The following is a 20,074-nucleotide window of genomic DNA, read 5'->3' as shown; positions in this document are numbered from 1 at the left end:
GCCGGTTACTCAGCGCAGCGGTAGCCGTCGGGCTGCGACAGCCGGATGACGTCGACGGTGCCGGTGCCGTAACCGCTCAGGTCGTACTCGAACGTGCCGCTGTCGCAGCCGTCGAAGCTCAGCGTCAGGGTGCCGTAGCTGGAGAAGTCCGATTCGGGTGGATTCTGAAAGCCGGAGTCTCCGTCGTTGCCCGGATGGCTCTGGAGATCCAGGCTGATCTCATGATCGCCCCACTCGAAGTCAGTCTGGCCGAGCAGCCACAACTGGCCGTCTTCGGCAAAGTTGTACCAGTACACGAGGGCCATCGGCTTGTCGTCAGCCCCACCGGTAATCTCGATGTTGAAGCCGACGCCCGAGCTGCCGGGATCAAACCACGAGCCGCTATGGTCGGGCATCAGGGGAAACCCGTCGGTGCGCACGGCGCGCTGGATGACCGGGGTGTCGCGGGGGAAATCGCGCATGGTGCCACGCGGGGAGGTGATCGAGCTGGTCGGCTGTTCGGCCATCGTGTCGACCAGAGTCATTCCGGAGATCACTTCGCCGAAGACCGCGTAGCCGGCATCGGTGCTGCCGCCGGGGTCGAGCGTGTCGTTGTTCTTGACGTTGATGAAAAACTGCGCATTGGCCGAGTCGGGGGCAGAGGTGCGGGCCATGGCCACGGTGCCGTGGCGATTGCTCAGGCCGTTGTCGGCTTCGTTGATGATGTTGTCGTAGGTTGGTTCCTGGTAGTTCAGGTTCGGATCGAAGCCGCCGGCCTGGACGACAAAGTCGGAAATCACGCGGTGGAAGATCAGGCCGTCATAAAACCCGTCGTCGACGTAGCGCAGGAAGTTTTCGACCGTCACCGGCGCGTCGTCGGGGTAGAGCTCGAGGATGATGGGGCCGCGGTCGGTATCGAGCCATACATGCGGATTCTGCGCCTGGACCTGGAAGGCCAGCGCAATCAGAAGAAGCAGGGTGGCGATCTTTTTCATGGTGTCCATCAGTCGGTTGGGGAGCCCCGAATTCTACGCGAGGACTCCGGGCGCGTGGCAACGACGAACCAAAGTACAGGTGACGGGCCCGGTGGAGTTGGGTACCCTTTGAGGCCGGATTTTCAAGACAACGCAGACAGCATCATGACCGAACCCTTGTGGCGGCCCTCGGCCGAGCGCCTTTCGAGAGCCAACCTGTCCCGCTTCATCCAGCTCGTCAACCAGGAGCTTGACCCCCACGTGCACGACTGGGACGCGCTGTATCGCTGGTCGGTAGACAATCCGCAGGCCTTCTGGCAGGCGCTGTGGGAGTTTGGCGGCGTGGTGGCCGAGACCCGCGGCGAAACGTCGGTGGAAAACTGGCCGGCAATGCCGGGCACGCGCTGGTTCCCGCAGGCCCGGCTCAATTTTGCCGAGAACCTGCTGAAATACTGCAACGATCGTGGTGATCGTCATACGGCGCTGGTGTTTGCCAACGAAGACGGCGTTCACCGGCGCATCAGCTACGCCGAGCTCTACGCCGAAGTTGCGCGCGTTGCTGCCGCGCTGCGCGCAATGGGCGTGGAAGAAGGCGACCGCGTCGCGGCCTATCTGCCCAACCTGCCCGAAACCGTCATCGCGATGCTGGCGGCCACCTCCATCGGCGCGGTGTTTTCGTCGTGCTCGCCCGATTTTGGCGTGCAGGGCGTGATGGATCGTTTTGGTCAGATCGAACCCAAGGTGCTGTTCGCCGCCGCTGCCTACCAGTACAACGGCAAGGTTCATGATTGTCTCGGCCGGATTGCCGAGCTGGCCGAGAAGATGCCGTCGATCGAACGCATCGTCGTGACCGGCTACATGGACGACGATCCGGATCTTTCCGGTATTGATCATGCCGTGATCTGGGACGATTTTGTTGACAACGACGCGCGGGACATCGACTTTGCGCAGCTTCCGTTCGACCATCCGGTCTACATTCTTTATTCTTCCGGCACCACCGGTGTGCCCAAGTGCATCGTCCATGGCGCCGGCGGCACGCTCTTGCAGCACCTCAAGGAACTGCAGCTGCACACCGATCTGAAGCGCGACGACGCGCTGTTCTACTTCACCACCTGCGGCTGGATGATGTGGAACTGGCTGGTCTCCGGGCTGGCCGTGGGTTCGACCGTGGTGCTCTACGACGGCTCGCCCTTCCATCCCGACGGTCATGTGCTGTGGAATCTCGTCGATGAAGTGGGCGTGACGGTGCTGGGCACCAGCGCGAAGTGGATTTCGGCCTGCGAAAAGGCCGGTATCAAGCCGCGTGAGTCTCACCGGCTGGAGCATCTTCGGGCCATTCTGTCGACCGGCTCGCCGCTGCTGCCCGAGTCGTTCGATTACGTCTATCGCGACGTGGGCGACGATCTGCAGCTGAGCTCGATTTCCGGCGGCACGGATATCGTCTCCTGCTTTGCGCTGGGCAATCCGCTGCTGCCGGTCTACAGGGGGGAGCTGCAGTGCCGCGGGCTGGGGATGAAGGTCGAGATCCGCGCCGATGACGGGAGCGTGGTCGAGGATGAAACCGGCGAGCTGACCTGCTCGCTGCCCTTTCCCTGCATGCCGGTGAAGTTCTGGAATGATGCCGATGGCAAGCGATATCGCGAGGCCTACTTCGAGAAGTTCGAGGGCATTTGGTCGCACGGTGACTACGCCCGGCTGACACCCACCGGCGGGGTGGTGATCTACGGGCGCTCGGACGCCACCCTCAACCCCGGCGGGGTACGCATCGGCACAGCCGAGATCTATCGCCAGGTCGAAAAACTGGACGAGATCATCGAGTCGATCTGTGTTGGCCAGCAATGGGAGGGCGACGTGCGCGTGGTGTTGTTCGTGCGCCTGAGAGACGGCATCGAACTCGATGACGAGCTCAGGGACCGCATCCGCAAGACCGTGCGCGCCAACGCTACCCCGCGCCACGTGCCGGCGAAGATCGTGGCCGTGTCCGACATTCCGCGCACGGTCTCGGGCAAGATCGTCGAACTGGCCGTGCGCGACGTCATCCACGATCGTGAAGTCAAGAACACTTCGGCGCTGGCCAACCCCGAAGCGCTGGAACAGTACCGCGACCTCGACGAGCTGCAAAGCTGAAGCGTTGCTCGTCGGCGGTGTAACGCCGACCTGCGTGGGGGTTCGTCGGAGAGGTCGTCCGTCGGCGGTGTAACGCCGACCTACGTGGGTGGTTTGTCGGAGGGTCGGGTAAGGTCGCGGTTACATCCGCGACGGACGACGTTCGGGGTTTGCGTTTACATGTGAGCGATGCGTGTCCCGATCGGAGAGGTTGTCCGTTGGCGATGTAACGCCGACCTACGTGGGTGGTTTGTCGGAGGGTCGGGTAGGTCGCGGTTACAGCCGCGACGGGCGACGTTCGGGGTCTTGTTCACACGTGAGCGATGCGTGTTCCGATCGGCCAGGTTGTCCGTCGGCGGTGTAACGCCGACCTACGTGGGTGGTTTGTCGGAGGGTCGGGTAGGTCGCGGTTACATCCGCGACGGACGACGTTCGGGGTTTGCGTTTACATGTGAGCGATGCGTGTCCCGATCGGAGAGGGTGTCCGTTGGCGATGTAACGCCGACCTACGGTGTTTCTGGTTGAATTCCTACGGCGGGGCGGGCGGGGCGGCGGATGCCTCGCAGCACGGGGCGGTGCATCATGCCTGCATGCCTCGCTACAGACGCTATTTCGGAGACAACTGCTGGGTTTTTCTGACGCTGGTGTCGGCACAGCGGCGGCCGTGGCTGCGCGCGGCTGCAGAAAAGCGCATGGTGGTAGAGGGGTTTCGGGCAACGAAGGCGCGACACGGGTTTCGGCATCTGGCGCACGTGATTCTCGATGACCACCTCCACTGGATGCTGGTGGTGGACGACGGAGCGACCATTCCGCAGATCGTTTCCTGCTTCAAGCGATGCGTGGCTTTTTCACGACGCGACCGGCGGTTGCCGTGGCGGCAGTTGTGGCAGCGTCGCTACTACGACCACATGCTGCGCGACGACCGGGATCTGAGGCTGCATCTGGATTATCTGCACTACAACCCGGTCAGGCACGGTTATGTGGCCATGGCCTGCCAGTACCGCTGGTCCAGTTTTCATGCCTGGGTCGAGCGGGGGCAGTACAGCCATTCCTGGGGGACGAGCGAGCCGAAGCACATTTCCGGCATGGATCTCGAGTAGGTCGCGGTTACATCCGCGACGGACGGCGTTCGGGGTTTGCGTTCACATGCAAGCGATGTGTGTTCCAGCCATCCACGTCGTCTGTCGGCGATGTAACGCCGACCTACGCGGGTGGTTGTCCAGTTGGCATGATGAATTGCCGGAAGATGGCCTTGAGCTCGGGCAGGGCGCTTTCGAGGCGGTGGTCGCTGTCGAGGAGGTGGAGGGCGGTGTTGTTCGCTTCAGCAAAGCGCAGGCTGTGCTGCCACGGAATGATGTCGTCGTGCCAGCCGTGAATCACGGCGAGCCGGTTCGATCGGGGCGCGTAGCTTTCTGGCACTACGCCATTGGGTACGCGGTCTTCCAGAAACAGGGCCGGGGCCATCAGGAACAGGCCGGCGACGGGAACGGTTTCGGCGGCGTGCATGGCAACCCAGCCGCCCATGGAGGAGCCGACCAGTACGGGTTCGACGGCCTGCCCACGCACGACCTCGATCAGCCGATCCGCGCGCGCGACGGGGTCGTCGCGCTGGTCGCGATAGTCGATGGCCAGGGTGTCGAAGCCGGCGCGGCGGGCAATGGGTTCGAGTTCGACGATTTTCAGACTCTGCGGGCTGGAGAGGTGGCCGTGGCTGAAGATGACGGTTGTCGTGGTTTGGCTCATACGTTCATTCACTCCTGTGTCCGGTCCGGATTGTTGCATCGTTTTGGCGGGGTGCCAATATCGTAGGTCGGCGTTACATCGCCGACGGGCCACCTTGATGGTTGGGGTGAATGTGGTACACGCATGAACAGGGCCTCGAGCTTTGTCCGTCGCGGGCGTGACCGCGACCTGCGTCGGACGGAATCCCCCTTTTCGCCGCCCGGGCCGTGGTCGGTTAGCGGCATGCTCAAGAAACGCGGACAGGCATATCTCGTTGTTTCGGTCCGATGTAGAATCTGTGGATGATCGAGGGAGTCCTGATTGCCGTTCTGCTCGTCCTGCTGGTGTGGGCTGTCTTCATCTTCAATCAGCTGGTGCGCTCGCGCAACCTGGTGCGGAATGGTTTTGCCGATATCGACGTGCAGCTTCAGCGTCGCCAGGATCTGGTGCCGCAGCTGGTCGAGGCGGTGCGTGCCTACAGCGGGCACGAGCAGCGCGTGTTCGAGGAGATCACGGCGCTGCGTTCGCGGGCGCGCGAGGCCGCCGGCGAGGGCAGGGCTCTGACCATGGCCGAAACCGAAGGGGCGCTGGCCTCCGGTCTGGGCCGCCTGCTCGTGCTGGCCGAGAGCTATCCGGACCTCAAGGCCACCCAGAGCTTTCAGCAGCTGACCGACGAGCTTGTCGAGACCGAAGACCTGCTCTCGCACGCGCGGCGCTTCTACAACGGCGCGGTGCGCGATCTCAATACCCGAGTCCAGCAGTTTCCCGACCTGTTGATCGCGCGGCTGACGGGCTTTGATCAGGCAAGCTACTTCAGCGCCGATATCGAGGCGCGCTCGGTTCCCGAAGTGGCCCGCCTGCTTTCGGTAAACGAGCAGGCGTCCCGGTGACATCCGGCCTGGCGCGGTTTCTGCTTCTGCTTGCGCTTGCGCCGCTGGCAGTGGCCGCCGAGGAGCGCATCGCCGAATTCGCCAGCGAGATCGAGGTTCAGCCTTCCGGCGAGCTGCTGGTCACCGAAACGATAACCGTCTTGGCCGAGGGGCGCGAGATCCGGCGCGGTATCTACCGGGATTTCCCCACCCGCTACCCGCAGCGCGACGGCAGGCGCGTGAGCGTGCCGTTCGAGATAACAGACGTGCGCCGCAACAGCGAGCGCGAGGATTGGCATATCGAGTCGATCAGCAACGGCGTGCGGGTCTATTTCGGCAGCGCCGACCGGACGCTCGACCACGGTCGGCACACCTACGAGCTGAGCTATCGAACCGCGCGCCAGGTCGGCTTTTTCGAGGATTTCGACGAGCTCTACTGGAACGTGACCGGAAACGCCTGGGCCTTTCCGATCGAGCGGGCCAGCGCCGTGGTGAACTTGCCGGCCGGCGCCGGGCCGGAGGAGCTGCGCCTGGATGCCTACACCGGACTTCAGGGCGAGCAGGGCAGCGACGTGCGCAGCGTGGTAGTCAGCGGCAGACGGGCCCGTTTCGAAACGACGCGCCGGCTCTCTCCCGGCGAGGGGCTGACCATTGCGGTCGGTTTTCCCAAGGGCCTGGTCAACGAGCCCACGGCGGCAGAGAAGCTGCGGCTGGATGCCCGGGACAATCGCGTGGCGATCATCGGGGCGGCCGGCACGCTCGTGATGGCGCTGTGGTACCTGTTTGCCTGGGCGCGGGTCGGCCGCGATCCCGACGGCGGCGCGATCTATGCGCGTTACAACCCGCCACAGGGTTATTCGCCGGCCATGCTGCGCTATGTCTGGAAGATGGGCTATGACAAGACTGCCACCGCCGCCGCCCTGGTCAGCCTGGCGGTCAAGGGCGCGCTCAGGCTCGACAAGGGCGCGGACGGCTACGTTGCCGAGCGGCTCGATGGCGAGACCGAATCGGCAACCGAGGGCAAACTGCTCGAGCGCCTGGGCGAGCGCCTGACGTTCAAGAGGTCCAACCACAAGTCAGTCAGGGCGGCCCTGAAGGCGCACGAGAAGGCGCTTTCCGGGCGGATGGAGGGGCGCTATTTCAAGCTCAACCGCTGGTGGGTGATTCCCGGCATCCTGGTCTCCATCGCGACCCTGCTGGGCATGATCATGAGCCTGCCAGGAGAGGACAAGTTCGTTGCCGGCTCTTTGGCCGTGCACCAGACGGTCTGGAATCTGGGCACGGCCGTGCTGCTGATGCGCGTGTATCGTTCCTGGCGCGATCTCGAGGGCGTCACCGGCCTGCTCGGAGCGATCGGACTGACCGCCTTCAGCCTGCCCTTTGCGGCGGCGAGCGTCATCATCCTGGGCCTGTTCGGTCACATGATCGGCTGGATTCCCGCGCTGATCGTGGTGGTCATTGCCCTTGTCAATGGCCTGTTCTGGAGCTGGATGCGCGCGCCGACGCTGAAAGGGCGCCTGCTGCTCGATCATATCGAGGGCCTGCGCCTGTACCTGACCGTCGCCGAGCGCGATGACATCGAGCGCCGCCACGGCGACGCGCCGCCGCAAACCTTCGAGGAGTTCGAGCGCCTGCTGCCCTATGCCGTCGCGCTCGACGCCGCCGACACCTGGGCCAAGCGCTTTGCCGCCGAAATCGAAGCAGCGGCGCAGGTCGGCACCGCGCAGACCCGGCACTGGTATCCGGCCACCGTCAGCAGTGGCCGCTTCAGCGCAGCCGGCCTGGGCAGCGCGCTGGGTTCGAGCCTGGCCAGCGCCACCGCATCGGCCTCGACCGCGCCGGGATCGAGCTCCGGCGGCGGTGGCGGCGGCTTCTCCGGCGGTGGCGGAGGTGGCGGTGGCGGCGGCGGCTGGTAATCCGAAACCTCTGAAACGCAAAGACGCAAAGACGCAAAGCAGCAAAGAGCGCGAAGAAAAAATCGGTTAACCGCGGAAGACACGGAAAACACGGAAGAAACTTCAATCAAGGTGTTCGCTCATTGCATGCCAGGGACATAAAAGGTGACCCCGAAATGTTTTTCCGTGCATTCCGTGACTTCCGTGGTTCAAGTGCTTCCGGTTTTCGTTTCTGATCTTCGTTCTTGATCTTCTTTGCGTCCTGAACTGCTTTGCGCCTTTGCGTTTTAGGGGTTTTTCAAGCAGAGTATCGACAACTTTCTGATCTGTAACGGTAGACAACATGACATCCAACCCGACCCGCAACCTGGCCGTGTTCTGCGACTTCGAGAACATCGCCCTGGGCGTGCGCGACATGCGTTACGAGGCCTTCGACATCCAGAAGGTGCTCGAACGGCTGCTGCTCAAGGGCAATATCGTGGTCAAGAAGGCCTACTGCGACTGGGGCCGCTACAGCGAGTTCAAGCCGGCCATGCACGAGGCGGCGTTCGAGTTGATCGATATTCCTCACGTGCGCATCTCGGGCAAGAATTCGGCCGATATCCGCATGGTCGTCGACGCACTCGATCTGGCCTACACCAAGGGCCACGTCGATACGTTCGCGCTGCTCAGCGGCGACTCGGACTTTTCGCCGCTGGTCTCGAAGCTCAGGGAAAACAACAAGACGGTGATCGGTGTGGGCGTGAAGAGCTCCACGTCCGATCTGCTGATGTCCAACTGCGATGAATTCATCTTCTACGATGACCTCATCCGCACGAAACCTCGGCCCGCGAGCAAGAAGAAGGTGACGAAGAAAAAGAAGAAGACAGCGGCTCGAAAGATCGACAAGAAACAGCAGGAAGCGTTCGACCTGGTGCTGGAAACAGCCGAGGCGGTGTCCGCCGACCGCGATGCCGAGGAGAAAGTGTGGGGTTCCATGGTCAAACAGGCGCTCAAGCGCCGGCAGCCGGGCTTCAGCGAGTCGTATCATGGCTTCAAGAGCTTCAACAGCTTGCTCGAGGAGGCGCAGAAGGCCGGGCTGGTCGAACTCGAACCTGATGAGAAATCCGGCGGCTACATCATCCGGTCAATCAAGTCCGAAGAGTGACGCGTCGTCCGTCGGCGATGTAACGCCGACCTACATCGGGCGGTTGATCGCATCGACGGTTGACCGGCGGCTGTGCGCCGCTCGCGCAGGTCGCGGTTACATCCGCGACGGACGACTCAATCGTCGCCCGCCGATCCTTCGCCGATGTGGTGCACCGTGCGCTGGGGGAACGGAATCGAGCATCCGGCCGCCTCGAGCTCGGCCTTGATCTGCTCGAGCAGTTCGCTGCGCACGACCCAGTAATCGGCCGCGTTCACCCAGGGGCGCACCGCGAAGTTGACGCTGGAGTCGGCCAGGTCCATCAGCAGGATGGCCGGCTCGGGGTCTTTCAGCACCTTTTCGTGGCCGGTAATGACCCTTTCGATCGTGGCGCGCGCCACCTTCAGGTCGTCGGCGTAGTCCACGCCGATGGTCAGGTCGCAGCGACGGGTGTCAAACGCCGAGTAGTTGGTGATCGGGCTGGTGGTAATCTGGCTGTTGGGCACGATCACGCTGCGGTTGTCGGTGGTCACCAGGCGGGTGTTGAAAAGGCCAACGCGATCGACCGTGCCCGACACGCCGCCGGCCTCGACGAAGTGCCCCTTGGTGAAGGGGCGGTAGCCGACCAGCATGACGCCTGCGGCGAAGTTCGAGAGGCTGTTCTGCAGCGCCAGCCCGATGGCCAGCGCGGCGCCGCCGAGAATGGCGATCAGCGGCGTGATGGCGATGCCCAGGTAGCTGATGGATGCCAGGACCACGCACATCAGAAGCAGGACGTAGAGGATGGTGCCGATGAAGGCGACCAGCATGGCGTCGAGCTGTCGCCGCGTCATGGTGCGCCGCGCCAGGGCGACAACCGCTTTGGCGACCCAGCGGCCGATGATGAAGATCAGGACCGCGCCGACAACTTGCCAGGCAACCGCGATGATCTGGCCGGTTTCGAGATTGGCGAACCACTGCTGCAGGCTTTCCATGTGGGGCTCCCTTCGCTATTGTTCGGGTTGTTGGCGAATGATGTGCCGACGGTGGGGCTACGTCAAGGTTGTCCGTCGGCGATGTAACGCCGACCTACATCACCCGGTCGATCCGGCGTTGTCCGTCGGCGATGTAACGCCGACCTACATCACCCGGTCGATCCGGCGTTGTCCATCGGCGATGTAACGCCGACCTACATCACTCGGTCGATCCGGCGTTGTCCGTCGGCGATGTAACGCCGACCTGCATCACCCGGTCGATCCGGCGTTGTCCGTCGGCGATGTAACGCCGACGGACGCGGGTCGGTGGAATGCGCGCCTTACTTCGGTTCCAGCCGCACGGCGCCGTCGAGGCGCAGGGTGGTGCCGTTCAGGTAGGCGTTTTCCACGATGTGGGCCGCCAGGCGGGCGTATTCTTCGGGCTTGCCCAGGCGTTTGGGAAACGGGATGGATTCGCCCAGGGCCTTTTGTACCTTCTCGGGCATGATGTCGACCATGGGCGTGTGGAAGACACCCGGAGCGATGGTCATCACGCGTACACCGAAACGGGTGAACTCGCGTGCCATGGGCAGGGTCATGCCGACTACGCCGCCCTTGGATGCCGAATAGGCGGCCTGGCCGATCTGGCCTTCGTAGGCGGCGACCGACGCGGTGTTGATGATCACGCCGCGCTCGCCGTCGTCATTGGGCTCGTTGTGCTGCATCAGGTTGGCCGCTGCCTTGCTGATGTTGAAGCTGCCGACCAGGTTGACCATGACCGTCTGCGAAAAGGTCTCGAGCGGCATCGGCGCCTCGCGGCCGAGTACCCGGCCGGCGCCGAGAATGCCGGCGCAGTTGACGGCAACATTGATCTCGCCGAGCCAGTCTTTCGCCTCGCCGAGTACGTTTTCGACTTCCGATTCGCTGGTGACGTCGGTCCTGAAGAACTTCGCCTTTTCTTCGCCGAGCTTGCCGACGGCCTCGGCGGCCTTGTCTTCATTGACGTCGAGTAAGGCGACCTTGCCGCCGAGCGCGACGAAATGCTCGGCCACGGCAAGGCCCAGCCCCGAAACGCCGCCGGTGATGACGGCCTTGATGTTGTTGGTATCCATTGAAAACTCCTGTGTTTTGAAGATCAAAAGCAAAACCTTTGAAACGCAAAGACGCGAAGACGCAAAGAAGAACTGACGCTATGCTTATGCATGTCTTGGTAAGTTGTTGACCACGCGTGTTATGCCATCCTTCATCAGTGAACAATTCCAGTTGGCCAGCAGTCCAAGCCGATGATTCGAAAGTTTCAGATAGGTGAAGAGCTGAGTCTTGTGAACAGGAAGAATGGCTTGGACCACTTTGCTTTCGACTATCACCGAGCGATCGATAATCATGTCTGCCCGAAAGCCGGCATCGATTTTCATTCCATCATAGTGAACTGGTAAAAAGACTTCGGTCGCTACTTCATGCCCGCGCTGGCGTAGTTCGTGGTCCAGACACGCTTGGTAGGTTGACTCAAGGAGGCCCGGGCCCAACGCACGATGTACCTTGACCATGGCATCCACAATGGCTGTGGCTGTCCCCTCGATCGCAGCTCGCGATTCACTCATTTCTTTGCGTCTTCGCGTCTTTGCGTTTCAGAGGTTTTCTGCTTCCAGAGTGCACCTAATTGCGTTTGAGGATGGCCTGCCCCGTTCTCGAGCGGGGGCGGTCGAGTTCGCCGGCGATCCAGTCGCCGACGCGGGCGAGGGCCTTGAGGTCGATGCCGGTTTCAAGGCCCAGGCCGTTGAGCATGTAGACGACGTCTTCGGTGGCGACGTTGCCGGTGGCGCCGCGGGCAAACGGGCAGCCGCCCAGGCCGGCGACCGAGGAGTCGACGACGCGCACGCCGGCTTCCAGGCAGGCGTGAATGTTGGCCAGGGCCTGGCCGTAGGTGTCGTGGAAGTGCACGGCGAGCTGGCCGATGGGGACGGAACGGGCGACGGTCTCCAGCATTTCGCGTGCCTTGCCCGGCGTGCCCACGCCGATGGTGTCGCCCAGCGAGATTTCCGCGCAGCCGGCGTCGTGCAGTGCTTCAGCGACGCGCACGACATCCGCGATCGGCACATCGCCCTGGTACGGGCAGCCGAGCACGGTCGAGACGTAGCCGCGAACGCGCACGCCGTCGGTGCGGGCGCGGGCGAGCACGGGAGCGAAGCGCTCCAGCGACTCGGCGATGGTGCAGTTGATGTTTTTCTTGTTGAAGGCTTCGGAGGCGGCGGTAAAGACCGCGACTTCTTCGGCGCCGACCTTGCGGGCGCGCTCGTAGCCCTTCTCGTTGGGCACCAGCACCGGGTAGCGCACGCCGCTCTTGCGCTCGATGTGGCCGAAGACCTCCTCGGCGTCGGCCAGCTGCGGGATGGCGGGGGCGGCTACGAAGCTGGTGGCTTCAACCACGCCCAGGCCGGTGTCGGCGAGGCGTTCGATCAGCTCGATCTTGACCCCGGTCGGAATGGTGTAGGGCTCGTTCTGGAGCCCGTCGCGCGGCCCGACCTCGACGATGGTGACGGCGTCACTCATGGCCTCAGACAAGCTCGATGGCCAGTGCAGTGGCCTCACCGCCACCGATGCACAGGCTGGCAACGCCACGCTTGCCGCCGCGGGCTTTCAGGGCGTGAATCAGCGTGACCACGATGCGCGCGCCGCTGGCGCCGATGGGGTGGCCCAGGGCGACGGCGCCGCCGTTGACGTTGACCTTGTCGTGCGGCAGGTCGAGTTCTTTCATCGCCGCCATGGTGACGGTGGCGAAGGCTTCGTTGATTTCGAACAGATCGACTTCGTCGGCCTTCCAGCCGGCGTTGTCGAGCACTTTCGAAATGGCGCCCACCGGGGCGGTGGTGAACCATTCCGGCTCCTGGGAGTGGGTGGCGTGGGCGACGATGCGCGCCAGCGGCGCTGCACCGCGCGACTCGGCCTCGCCTGAACGCATCAGCACGAGGGCTGCCGCGCCGTCGGAAATCTTCGACGAGCTGGCTGCGGTGATGGTGCCGTCTTTCGCAAAGGCCGGACGCAGTTTGGGCATTTTCTCCACCGGCGATTTGGCCGGTTCCTCGTCGGTGTCGACTTCCGCTTCGCCCTTGCGGGTCTTGACCGTGACCGGAGCGATCTCGGCGGCGAAGGCGTCGGACTCGATCGCGGCCATGGCGCGCTCGACCGAGGCCTTCGAGAAGGCGTCCTGGTCGTCGCGGGTGAAACCGTACTTGGCCACGCACTGCTCGCCGAACTGCCCCATCATCTGACCGTCGTAGGGGTTCTGCAGGCCGTCGAAGAACATGTGGTCGAGCAGTTTCGCATGCCCCATTCTCAGGCCGCGCTCGCTCAGGTAGGGCGCGTTGGTCATCGACTCCATGCCGCCAGCGACGATGACGTCGGCCGAGCCGGCCAGCAGGGCATCGTGGCCCTGCATCACCGCCTTCATGCCCGAGCCGCAGACCTTGTTGATGGTGGTGCAGCCGGTCGAAACCGGTAGCCCGGCACCCAGCGCGGCCTGGCGCGCGGGCGCCTGACCGACGCCGGCGGGCAGTACGCAGCCCATGATGACCTCGGAGACGTCCGCGCCGTCGACGCCGGCATCGGCCACGGCGGCCTTGATGGCGGCCGCGCCCAGGTCGGGCGACTTGACCGGGGCGAACTGGCCCTGGAACGAGCCGATGGCGGTTCGGCGAGCGGAAACGATGACAATGGAATCGGTCATGAGGCAAATCCGTGGGTTTGGAAATGGAAGTTATCTATTATCGCAGGTTGGGCCGAAAGGTTGCTACCGCAAGCCGGCGCCGGTTGCCACCAGGGTGCGCCGGGTGCTGTAAAAGCCTGTAACCACGGAAGGCGCGGAAAGTCACGGAAACGGCTGTGCCGGAAAAGCTCCCGGAGCACATTCGATCCGATTTTTTCCGTGCCTTCAGTGTTTTCCGTGGGTTCAGAGATTTCGGGTTTTTTCGAGATTCAGAGCCAGAAGCCCCAGATGGCGGTGCTGGTGACGACCATCAGCAGGGCGTTGAGGGGGGCGCCGACTCTGGCGAAATCGGTGAATCGATACAGGCCGGTGCCGTGGATCATGGTGTTGGTCTGGTAGCCCACCGGCGTGAGGAAGCTGGTCGAGGCGGCGAACATCACTATCAACACCAGCGGCAGGACGGGCAGGCCGAGCTGGTCGGCCAGGCCGATGGCCACCGGAACCAGGATGACCGCGGCGGCGTTGTTGCTGACCATCTCGGTGAGTACGGTGGTGATGGCATACAGTGCCATGAGCACCAGCAGCGGATGCCAGCTGCCGGCGTTGGCGGCCAGCAGACCGGCCAGCCAGGCCGCCGCACCGGACTTGGTCATGGCGATCCCCAAGGGGATGACGCCGGCGAGCAGGAAGATCACGTTCCAGGCCACGCCCGAGTACAGATCCTCGCGGGCGAGGCAGCCGGTAAAAATCATGGCCAGCACGCCGATCAGCGCGGTGATGACAATGGGCAGGGGCGTGAGCGCGGCGGCGAGCACCACCCCGGCGACGATCAGGCCGGCCGTCCACATGCGGGCGCGGTCGAACTCGTCTTCGAAGGTGTCGAGCACGATCACGTCGGGGTGGCGCCGCAGCTTTTCCAGCGCGGTGGTCGACAGCTGCAGCAGCACGATCTCGCCCACCCGCAGCGGCTCATCGGCCAGGCGCGGAGCGCTCACGCGATCGGCTTCCAGCCCCACCGGGCGGGCCTGGTAGCGGCGCCAGAAACCGACCTTGCTGCCGTGCTCACCGTTGAAGACGCGCTCGTTGCGCAGCAGGATGCGCGCCAGGTGGCCGTCGCTGCGCACGCCCCTGGCGTGGCCGAAGTCCGAAATCAGCCTGACGTCATCGGATTTGATCAGATCAGCGACCTGGCGGCGCGTGCCGCGCAGCTGGAGGACATCGTCGACCTTCAGGCGGGTAGTGGCCGCGCGCTTGATGTGCGACTCGCCGTCGCGGATCAGGCGCACCACCTCGGCGCCGCTGTGGTCGTCGAAGTCGGCCTCGCTGGCGCTCTTGCCGACCAGGCGGCCGCCGGAGGTGACCCGGACCTCGAAAATGAAATCTTCCTCGTTCTTGTCCTGCACCGACACGCGGTCGCCTCTGGGCAGCAGCCAGCGCCCGACGACCAGGAAATACAGCACGCCGGTGGTGAGTACGATGGCGCCGACGTGGGTGAACTCGAACATGCCGATGGCGCGGCCGAAGTCGGGGTGGTCGGCGGCCAGAGCCGAGGCCAGCAGGTTGGTCGAGGTGCCGATCAAAGTCAGGGTGCCGCCCATCATGGCCACAAAGCTCATCGGCATGAGCAGGCGCGCCGCGCTCGAGCCCGAACGCCGGGCCATGTCGAGCACCAGCGGGATGGCCACGGCGACCGCCGCGGTGTTGTTGATCAGGCCCGAGACCGGCCCGACGAGCAGCGCGATGATGATGATCTGACGCGACTCCGGGCCTTTCATCCACGGTGAGAGCAGTAGGCCGAGGCGGTGCACCAGGCCGGTGCGCTGCACGCCGGCCGACAGGATGAACATCGCCAGAACCGTCACGGTGGCCGGCGACGACAAGCCAGACAGGCCTTCACGAACCGTGGGAAACGCGGCCTGGAGGTCGATGCCGCGCTCGACCAGCCACTGCGAATGAAACAGCAGCGGAATGGCGGTGACCGTGATCAGGATCAGAAAGGCGGTGACGTCCAGCGGAAAGCGCTCGCTGGCGAACAGGTAGAGCGCGATGGCGATGATGACGAAGACCAGGCCGATTTCGACGGTCATTCAGGATCCAGCCGGGGTAATGAAAACCAGAACCTTTTTAACGCAAAGACGCAAAGCAGCAAAGAACGCAAAGAAAGCCTGATGAAATAAAACCTCACCTGATTATGGACGTTACTCAGCCAGCTCAGGGCCCGGCCTTTTGAAACCGCAGATTCACCCAGATTCAGTAAGAAAAAAGTCTTATAACCACGGGAAACACGGAAACACGCGGAACACGTGCTCCGTGAGCCCAATGTTTCTTGTTTGTTTTCTTTTCTTTGCGTCCTTTGCTGCTTTGCGTCTTTGCGTTTCAAGGATTTTCCGTCTCAGCTTCGCCCGGCGGCGAGTTCGCGGCCGATGAGCATGCGGCGGATTTCGTTGGTGCCGGCGCCGATATCGTAGAGTTTGGCGTCTCGGAGCAGGCGGCCGGTGGGGTATTCGTTGATGTAGCCGTTGCCGCCCAGAGCCTGGATGGCTTCCAGCGCGACGTTGACGGCGCTTCTCGAGGCGTGCAGCAGGCAGGCTGCGGCGTCGATGCGCGAGCGCTCGCCGGTGTCGTAGGCGGCTGCAAGCTGGTAGGCAAAGCCGCGGGAAGACTGCAGCGCGGCGTACATGTCGCCGACCTTGGCCTGCATCAGGCCGAAGTCGGACAGCGCGCGGCCGAACTGCTTGCGCTCGCGGATGTAGGGCAGCACATTGTCCATGGCGGCCTGCATGATGCCGATCGGGCCGCCGGAGAGCACCAGGCGCTCCGAGTTGAGCCCTGACATCAGGATCTTCACGCCTTCGTTGACCTCGCCCAGGACGTTTTCTGCGGGAATTTCGCAGTTGTCGAAAACCAGCTCGCAGGTGTTGGAGCCGCGCATGCCCAGCTTGTCGAGCTTTTGCGCCTTGCTGAAGCCGCTGAAATCCTTCTCGATGAGAAAGGCGGTCATGCACTTGCTGCCGGCTTCCTGCCCGGCGGTGCGCATGTAGACCACGGCGACGTCGCATTCAGGGCCGTTGGTGATCCACATCTTCGAGCCGTTGGCGACCCACACATCGCCCTTCTTTTCGGCGCGGCAGCTCATCGAGCCGACCACGTCGGAACCGGCGCCCGGCTCGGACATGGCCAGAGCGCCGACCCATTCGCCGGAGACGAGCCGGGGTACGTACTTCTCGCGCTGGGCCGCTGTGCCGTTGCGGTAGAGGTTGTCCACGCACAGATTGGAGTGGGCGCCGAAGGACAGGCCGATGGAGGCCGAGGCGCGGGAAATTTCTTCCATTGCCACCAGGTGGGCCAGATAGCCCATGTCCGAGCCGCCGTGCGCTTCGGGAATGGTGATGCCGAGAAGGCCCATGTCGCCGAGCTCGCGCCAGAGCTCCTGCGGAAATTCATTGCTGCGGTCGATTTCTTCCGCGCGCGGCGCGATCGAGTCTTCGGCGTAGCGGCGCACGCTCTCGCGCAGCATTTCGATATCTTCGGACAGTTTCATGGTTGGGTGCCTGTCATCAGAAAGAGCCTTGAAGCCAACAGGGGCAAGAAGGGCACGAGGTGAAAATGGAACCTGTTCATTGTTCGTATCCTTCGTGCCCCTGGTGGTTCATTCAGCCCCGGAAGAGCCCGGGCGCTCCGGAGTTACTGGTTGCCACGTTCGCGGCCGGGGAAGCGGTGCGAGCGGCCCATGAAGGGCAGCTTGAGCTTGCCGATCATGGCGATGCGCTCCTCGGCCATGCGGTTGGCGGCTTTCCAGGTCGTGATGCCGTCGCGTTCGGCAATCTGGAAGATCTTGGAGACGTTGTAGTAAATGGCGCGCGTCATGCGCTTGGCGCGCTCGCGGTTATAGCCTTCGAACTCGATGGAGACGTTCATCAGGCCGCCGGCGTTGACGGCGTAGTCGGGCGCGTAGATGATGCCGCGGCCATCGAGCTCGTCGCCGGCCTCGTCGTCGGCAAGCTGGTTGTTGGCCGAACCGCACACGATCTTGAACTTGAAGCGCGGGATGGTCTGTTCGTTGACGATGCCGCCCAGCGCGGTGGGCGCAAAGACGTCCGCGTCGACGTCGTAGATGTCGTCTACTCCGACGGCTTCACAGCCGAGTTCGACGGCGGCCTGAACCGGCTCGTCGTAGATGTCGGCCACGAACACCTTGGCATTTTCGCGCCGCAGCAGCTTGACCAGCTCCATGCCGACGTGACCCACGCCCTGAACGGCAAAGCTGTACTTGCTGATGTCTTCGTCGCCGAACTTCTTCTGCAGGCTGGCGCGAATGCCCTGCAGGGTGCCGAAGGCGGTGAACGGCGAGGGATCGCCCGAGCCGCCGTGAACCTGATGGACACCGACCACGTTGCCGGTTTCCTGGAAGACGTACTCCATGTCGTTGACGTCGATGCCCACATCCTCGGCGGTGATGTAGCGCCCGTGCAGCGAGTCGATGAAGCGGCCCATGGCGCGAAACAGTGCTTCGGACTTGTCCTTGCGCGGGTCGCCGATGATGACGGCCTTGCCGCCGCCGAGGTTCAGGCCGGCCACCGAAGCCTTGTAGGTCATGCCGCGCGACAGGCGCAGCACGTCGTCGAGCGCTTCCTGCTCGGTGGCATAAGGCCACATGCGCATGCCGCCCAGCGCCGGCCCGAGCGTGGTGTTGTGAATGGCGATGATGCCTTTGAGGCCGGCATCCTTGTGGTGGCAGAAGATGACCTGCTCGTGCTCGGTCGTGTGAATGGTTTCAAACAGATTCATTGACGGTCCTCCATGGCCTGCACCCGTGCGGTTGCAGGCGTTCAGTGCCGATTCCGCTTCGAATCAGCCGGGTTCGATTCATTGATTGCCATGCCCGGTAGTGATTTTCCCCGCAATGGCGTTTTCAGGAAAGATCGAGGCATCGAATGCCCGCCCGGCCGAGTGCTGACGGCAGACGAGTCAGCCGCTTATTTTAGCCTGATCAGGAGGTGTCGTGTCGGATTGTGCCGCGGCGCGCTTTCGAAGGAGGGCGCGAACGATCGAAGGAGGGCGCGAACGATCTGCAGCTGGGTGTGAAGATCGCGCCCGGGACCACGCCCGGGCGCTGAAGCGTTTCTCCGGCGCCCCGGGCTCGCCGGTGAGCGTGTCAATCAAATGCCGGGCCGGGCTGCTTGCCCATGAGCTTGAGTATTCTGGCCAGCGGGCAGAACCCGGTCAATGAAGCCTGCAGCAGGTTGAATCCGATAAAGGCCGTCAGCAGCAGCCAGTAGGCGCTGTGGAGATGTGACAGCGCCACGCTGACAAGCACCATGAAGCCCGCGAAGGCGAAAACCAGTCGGTCGATGTTCATGACGTGTTCCTTGGAAGCAGTGAATTGACCATAATATAAGCAAAGACTAATATATAAGTCAAGCACACAGGGGCAGGCCTGCATTGTGGCACCGCAGAATCAGCTACGGGTCTTGTGGCCGAGGGACAGCCTGCTCAGGTCGCCACGGCCCGAATGGCAAGGAAAAAGAAGACCGAAAGCAGGGCGCCGGCCGGAATGGTGATGACCCAGGAAAGGAAGATCGAACTGACGGTCTGGAGATTGATCGCGGCGATGCCGCGGGCCAGCCCGACCCCCAGAATGCCGCCGACAACCGTATGGGTTGTGGAAATGGGCAAGCCGGTGCCGGAGGCCATGACGATGGTTGCGGCCGCGGCGAGCCCGGCGGCAAACCCGCGGCTGGGCGTGAGCACGGTGATCTTGCTGCCGACCGTGGCGATGACGCGATGACCATACGTGGCCAGGCCAATGACAATGCCGGTGCCGCCGAGGATCAGGATCCATATCGGCACGATCGCCTGCTGCTCGACGCTGCCGCTGCTGGCAACGCTGACCACTGCCGCAACTGGTCCAATGGCGTTGGCAACATCGTTGGAGCCGTGGGCAAAGGCCATGGCGCAGGCGGTCACGACCATCAATACGCCGAAGATGCGCTCGACGGCGTAGTAGTTGAGTTCGGTATCGTCGAGGTTGGCAGCGGGGATGCGCAGGATGAAAATCGTGCCAACGCCGGCAATCACGGCGCCGACCAGCACCGCCAGGGCATACGAGTGCGCCGGGTCGAGGTCGACGCCGATATGCTTGAGGCCCTTGAATACGGTGACCAGGGTCATGAAAAACCCGGCCAGGAAGATATAGCCGGGGACATAGCGCCGCGCCGCCTTGAGCGGGTCGGGGCGGTCGAGAACCAGCCGCTGAACGCTGGTGAACAGCAGCCAGGCGATGAAGCCGGCCATCAGGGGGCTGATGACCCAGCTCATGACGATCTGGCCGACCTGGTCCCAGTGAACAGCGGAAAAGCGGATGCCGATGGCGGCAAAGCCGACAACCGCACCGATGATGGTGTGGGTGGTGGAGACCGGCCAGCCGCGCGCCGAAGCCAGTAACAGCCAGGTTCCGGCAGCGAGCAATGATGCCAGCATGCCGTAGACCAGCAGCTCCGGCTGGCCCTGCAGAAGCGAGGCGTCAACGATGCCCTTGCGAATGGTGCCGGTGACGCCGCCGCCGGCCAGCACCGCGCCGCTGAACTCGAATACTCCGGCGATCAGGATGGCCTGCTTGATGGTGATGGCACGTGACCCGACCGAGGGCGCCATCGCGTTGGCGACGTCATTGGCGCCAATGCCCCAGGCCATGAACAGGCCGAAAAACGCCGCCAGGATGATGTAGAAAATCGCCTGTTCCATCTA

Annotated in this window: 17 protein-coding genes; 5 read left to right on the top strand and 12 right to left on the bottom strand. The window is 63.4% G+C overall.

Annotation, left to right across the window (positions count from 1 at the left end; all coding sequences use genetic code 11):
• Window positions 1–5: 5 nt before the first annotated feature.
• Entirely contained in the window at window positions 6–974 is a 969-nt protein-coding gene (locus ACEWQZ_RS03315; protein WP_476481653.1) for a peptidylprolyl isomerase, read from the bottom strand.
• Window positions 975–1,118: 144 nt separating this feature from the next.
• On the opposite strand from ACEWQZ_RS03315, the gene ACEWQZ_RS03310 reads away from it, so the two are divergent.
• Together ACEWQZ_RS03310 and ACEWQZ_RS03305 are read left to right on the top strand one after the other, a co-directional pair.
• Window positions 1,119–3,080 carry an acetoacetate--CoA ligase gene (locus ACEWQZ_RS03310; RefSeq protein WP_476481652.1) on the top strand — a complete coding sequence of 654 codons (1,962 nt, stop codon included), beginning with the start codon at window positions 1,119–1,121 and terminating at the stop codon, window positions 3,078–3,080.
• Between the two features lie 569 nt (window positions 3,081–3,649).
• Window positions 3,650–4,159 carry an REP-associated tyrosine transposase gene (locus tag ACEWQZ_RS03305; protein ID WP_476481651.1) on the top strand — a complete coding sequence of 170 codons (510 nt, stop codon included), beginning with the start codon at window positions 3,650–3,652 and terminating at the stop codon, window positions 4,157–4,159.
• A gap of 103 nt (window positions 4,160–4,262) precedes the next feature.
• Here the strand turns inward: ACEWQZ_RS03305 and ACEWQZ_RS03300 are convergent, their stop codons facing one another.
• Window positions 4,263–4,802, bottom strand: coding sequence for an alpha/beta hydrolase (locus tag ACEWQZ_RS03300; protein WP_476481650.1), 540 nt, complete (start codon window positions 4,800–4,802; stop codon window positions 4,263–4,265).
• 281 nt (window positions 4,803–5,083) lie between these two features.
• Here ACEWQZ_RS03300 and ACEWQZ_RS03295 point away from each other — a divergent pair, with 281 nt between their 5' ends.
• The 3 genes from ACEWQZ_RS03295 to ACEWQZ_RS03285 all read left to right on the top strand — a co-directional run bounded on the left by ACEWQZ_RS03295 (window position 5,084) and on the right by ACEWQZ_RS03285 (window position 8,692).
• On the top strand, window positions 5,084–5,671 hold the full coding sequence (locus tag ACEWQZ_RS03295) for a LemA family protein (protein WP_476481649.1): 588 nt from the start codon (window positions 5,084–5,086) through the stop codon (window positions 5,669–5,671).
• The gene (locus ACEWQZ_RS03290) at window positions 5,668–7,566 is read left to right on the top strand and encodes a DUF2207 domain-containing protein (RefSeq protein ID WP_476481648.1); all 1,899 of its coding nucleotides are present in this window, start codon (window positions 5,668–5,670) and stop codon (window positions 7,564–7,566) included. The genes ACEWQZ_RS03295 and ACEWQZ_RS03290 overlap by 4 nt, the downstream gene beginning before the upstream one ends.
• 322 nt (window positions 7,567–7,888) lie before the next feature.
• Window positions 7,889–8,692: an NYN domain-containing protein gene (locus ACEWQZ_RS03285; protein ID WP_476481647.1), complete on the top strand. Its 804-nt coding sequence runs from the start codon at window positions 7,889–7,891 to the stop codon at window positions 8,690–8,692.
• 116 nt (window positions 8,693–8,808) lie between these two features.
• Here the strand turns inward: ACEWQZ_RS03285 and ACEWQZ_RS03280 are convergent, their stop codons facing one another.
• From ACEWQZ_RS03280 to ACEWQZ_RS03235, 10 genes are all read right to left on the bottom strand, one after another.
• Window positions 8,809–9,645, bottom strand: a complete 837-nt coding sequence (locus tag ACEWQZ_RS03280; RefSeq protein WP_476481646.1) for a mechanosensitive ion channel family protein — start codon at window positions 9,643–9,645, stop codon at window positions 8,809–8,811.
• Window positions 9,646–9,965: 320 nt separating this feature from the next.
• Entirely contained in the window at window positions 9,966–10,736 is a 771-nt protein-coding gene (locus ACEWQZ_RS03275) for an SDR family NAD(P)-dependent oxidoreductase (protein ID WP_476481645.1), read from the bottom strand.
• 84 nt (window positions 10,737–10,820) lie between these two features.
• Window positions 10,821–11,225 carry a GxxExxY protein gene (locus ACEWQZ_RS03270; RefSeq protein WP_476481644.1) on the bottom strand — a complete coding sequence of 135 codons (405 nt, stop codon included), beginning with the start codon at window positions 11,223–11,225 and terminating at the stop codon, window positions 10,821–10,823.
• 55 nt (window positions 11,226–11,280) lie between these two features.
• The gene (locus ACEWQZ_RS03265) at window positions 11,281–12,174 is read right to left on the bottom strand and encodes a hydroxymethylglutaryl-CoA lyase (RefSeq protein WP_476481643.1); all 894 of its coding nucleotides are present in this window, start codon (window positions 12,172–12,174) and stop codon (window positions 11,281–11,283) included.
• A gap of 4 nt (window positions 12,175–12,178) precedes the next feature.
• Window positions 12,179–13,348, bottom strand: coding sequence for an acetyl-CoA C-acyltransferase (locus ACEWQZ_RS03260; protein ID WP_476481642.1), 1,170 nt, complete (start codon window positions 13,346–13,348; stop codon window positions 12,179–12,181).
• A 248-nt stretch (window positions 13,349–13,596) separates the two neighbouring features.
• Window positions 13,597–15,414, bottom strand: a complete 1,818-nt coding sequence (locus tag ACEWQZ_RS03255) for an SLC13 family permease (protein WP_476481641.1) — start codon at window positions 15,412–15,414, stop codon at window positions 13,597–13,599.
• Window positions 15,415–15,719: 305 nt separating this feature from the next.
• Window positions 15,720–16,868: an isovaleryl-CoA dehydrogenase gene (locus ACEWQZ_RS03250; RefSeq protein ID WP_476481640.1), complete on the bottom strand. Its 1,149-nt coding sequence runs from the start codon at window positions 16,866–16,868 to the stop codon at window positions 15,720–15,722.
• Window positions 16,869–17,011: 143 nt separating this feature from the next.
• Window positions 17,012–18,115: a Glu/Leu/Phe/Val dehydrogenase dimerization domain-containing protein gene (locus tag ACEWQZ_RS03245; protein WP_476481639.1), complete on the bottom strand. Its 1,104-nt coding sequence runs from the start codon at window positions 18,113–18,115 to the stop codon at window positions 17,012–17,014.
• A gap of 367 nt (window positions 18,116–18,482) precedes the next feature.
• Window positions 18,483–18,686, bottom strand: coding sequence for a YgaP family membrane protein (locus ACEWQZ_RS03240; protein ID WP_476481638.1), 204 nt, complete (start codon window positions 18,684–18,686; stop codon window positions 18,483–18,485).
• 134 nt (window positions 18,687–18,820) lie between these two features.
• Window positions 18,821–20,071, bottom strand: a complete 1,251-nt coding sequence (locus ACEWQZ_RS03235; protein WP_476481637.1) for an inorganic phosphate transporter — start codon at window positions 20,069–20,071, stop codon at window positions 18,821–18,823.
• Window positions 20,072–20,074 lie beyond the last annotated feature (3 nt).

It is taken from the genome of Wenzhouxiangella sp. YN1 (genome assembly GCF_056324145.1).
The sequence above is the reverse complement of the archived record's forward strand: the minus strand, read 5'-3'. Positions and strand labels throughout refer to the sequence as shown.

Excerpts from the sequence above, each read along its gene's own strand:
- ACEWQZ_RS03280 (WP_476481646.1), bottom strand. The coding sequence starts at position 9,645 with ATGGAAAGCCTGCAGCAGTGGTTCGCCAATCTCGAAACCGGCCAGATC.
- ACEWQZ_RS03265 (WP_476481643.1), bottom strand. The coding sequence starts at position 12,174 with ATGAGTGACGCCGTCACCATCGTCGAGGTCGGGCCGCGCGACGGGCTC.
- ACEWQZ_RS03235 (WP_476481637.1), bottom strand. The coding sequence starts at position 20,071 with ATGGAACAGGCGATTTTCTACATCATCCTGGCGGCGTTTTTCGGCCTG.
- ACEWQZ_RS03300 (WP_476481650.1), bottom strand. The coding sequence starts at position 4,802 with ATGAGCCAAACCACGACAACCGTCATCTTCAGCCACGGCCACCTCTCC.
- ACEWQZ_RS03305 (WP_476481651.1), top strand. The coding sequence starts at position 3,650 with ATGCCTCGCTACAGACGCTATTTCGGAGACAACTGCTGGGTTTTTCTG.
- ACEWQZ_RS03270 (WP_476481644.1), bottom strand. The coding sequence starts at position 11,225 with ATGAGTGAATCGCGAGCTGCGATCGAGGGGACAGCCACAGCCATTGTG.
- ACEWQZ_RS03245 (WP_476481639.1), bottom strand. The coding sequence starts at position 18,115 with ATGAATCTGTTTGAAACCATTCACACGACCGAGCACGAGCAGGTCATC.
- ACEWQZ_RS03240 (WP_476481638.1), bottom strand. The coding sequence starts at position 18,686 with ATGAACATCGACCGACTGGTTTTCGCCTTCGCGGGCTTCATGGTGCTT.
- ACEWQZ_RS03260 (WP_476481642.1), bottom strand. The coding sequence starts at position 13,348 with ATGACCGATTCCATTGTCATCGTTTCCGCTCGCCGAACCGCCATCGGC.
- ACEWQZ_RS03250 (WP_476481640.1), bottom strand. The coding sequence starts at position 16,868 with ATGAAACTGTCCGAAGATATCGAAATGCTGCGCGAGAGCGTGCGCCGC.
- ACEWQZ_RS03295 (WP_476481649.1), top strand. The coding sequence starts at position 5,084 with ATGATCGAGGGAGTCCTGATTGCCGTTCTGCTCGTCCTGCTGGTGTGG.
- ACEWQZ_RS03315 (WP_476481653.1), bottom strand. The coding sequence starts at position 974 with ATGAAAAAGATCGCCACCCTGCTTCTTCTGATTGCGCTGGCCTTCCAG.
- ACEWQZ_RS03285 (WP_476481647.1), top strand. The coding sequence starts at position 7,889 with ATGACATCCAACCCGACCCGCAACCTGGCCGTGTTCTGCGACTTCGAG.
- ACEWQZ_RS03310 (WP_476481652.1), top strand. The coding sequence starts at position 1,119 with ATGACCGAACCCTTGTGGCGGCCCTCGGCCGAGCGCCTTTCGAGAGCC.
- ACEWQZ_RS03275 (WP_476481645.1), bottom strand. The coding sequence starts at position 10,736 with ATGGATACCAACAACATCAAGGCCGTCATCACCGGCGGCGTTTCGGGG.
- ACEWQZ_RS03255 (WP_476481641.1), bottom strand. The coding sequence starts at position 15,414 with ATGACCGTCGAAATCGGCCTGGTCTTCGTCATCATCGCCATCGCGCTC.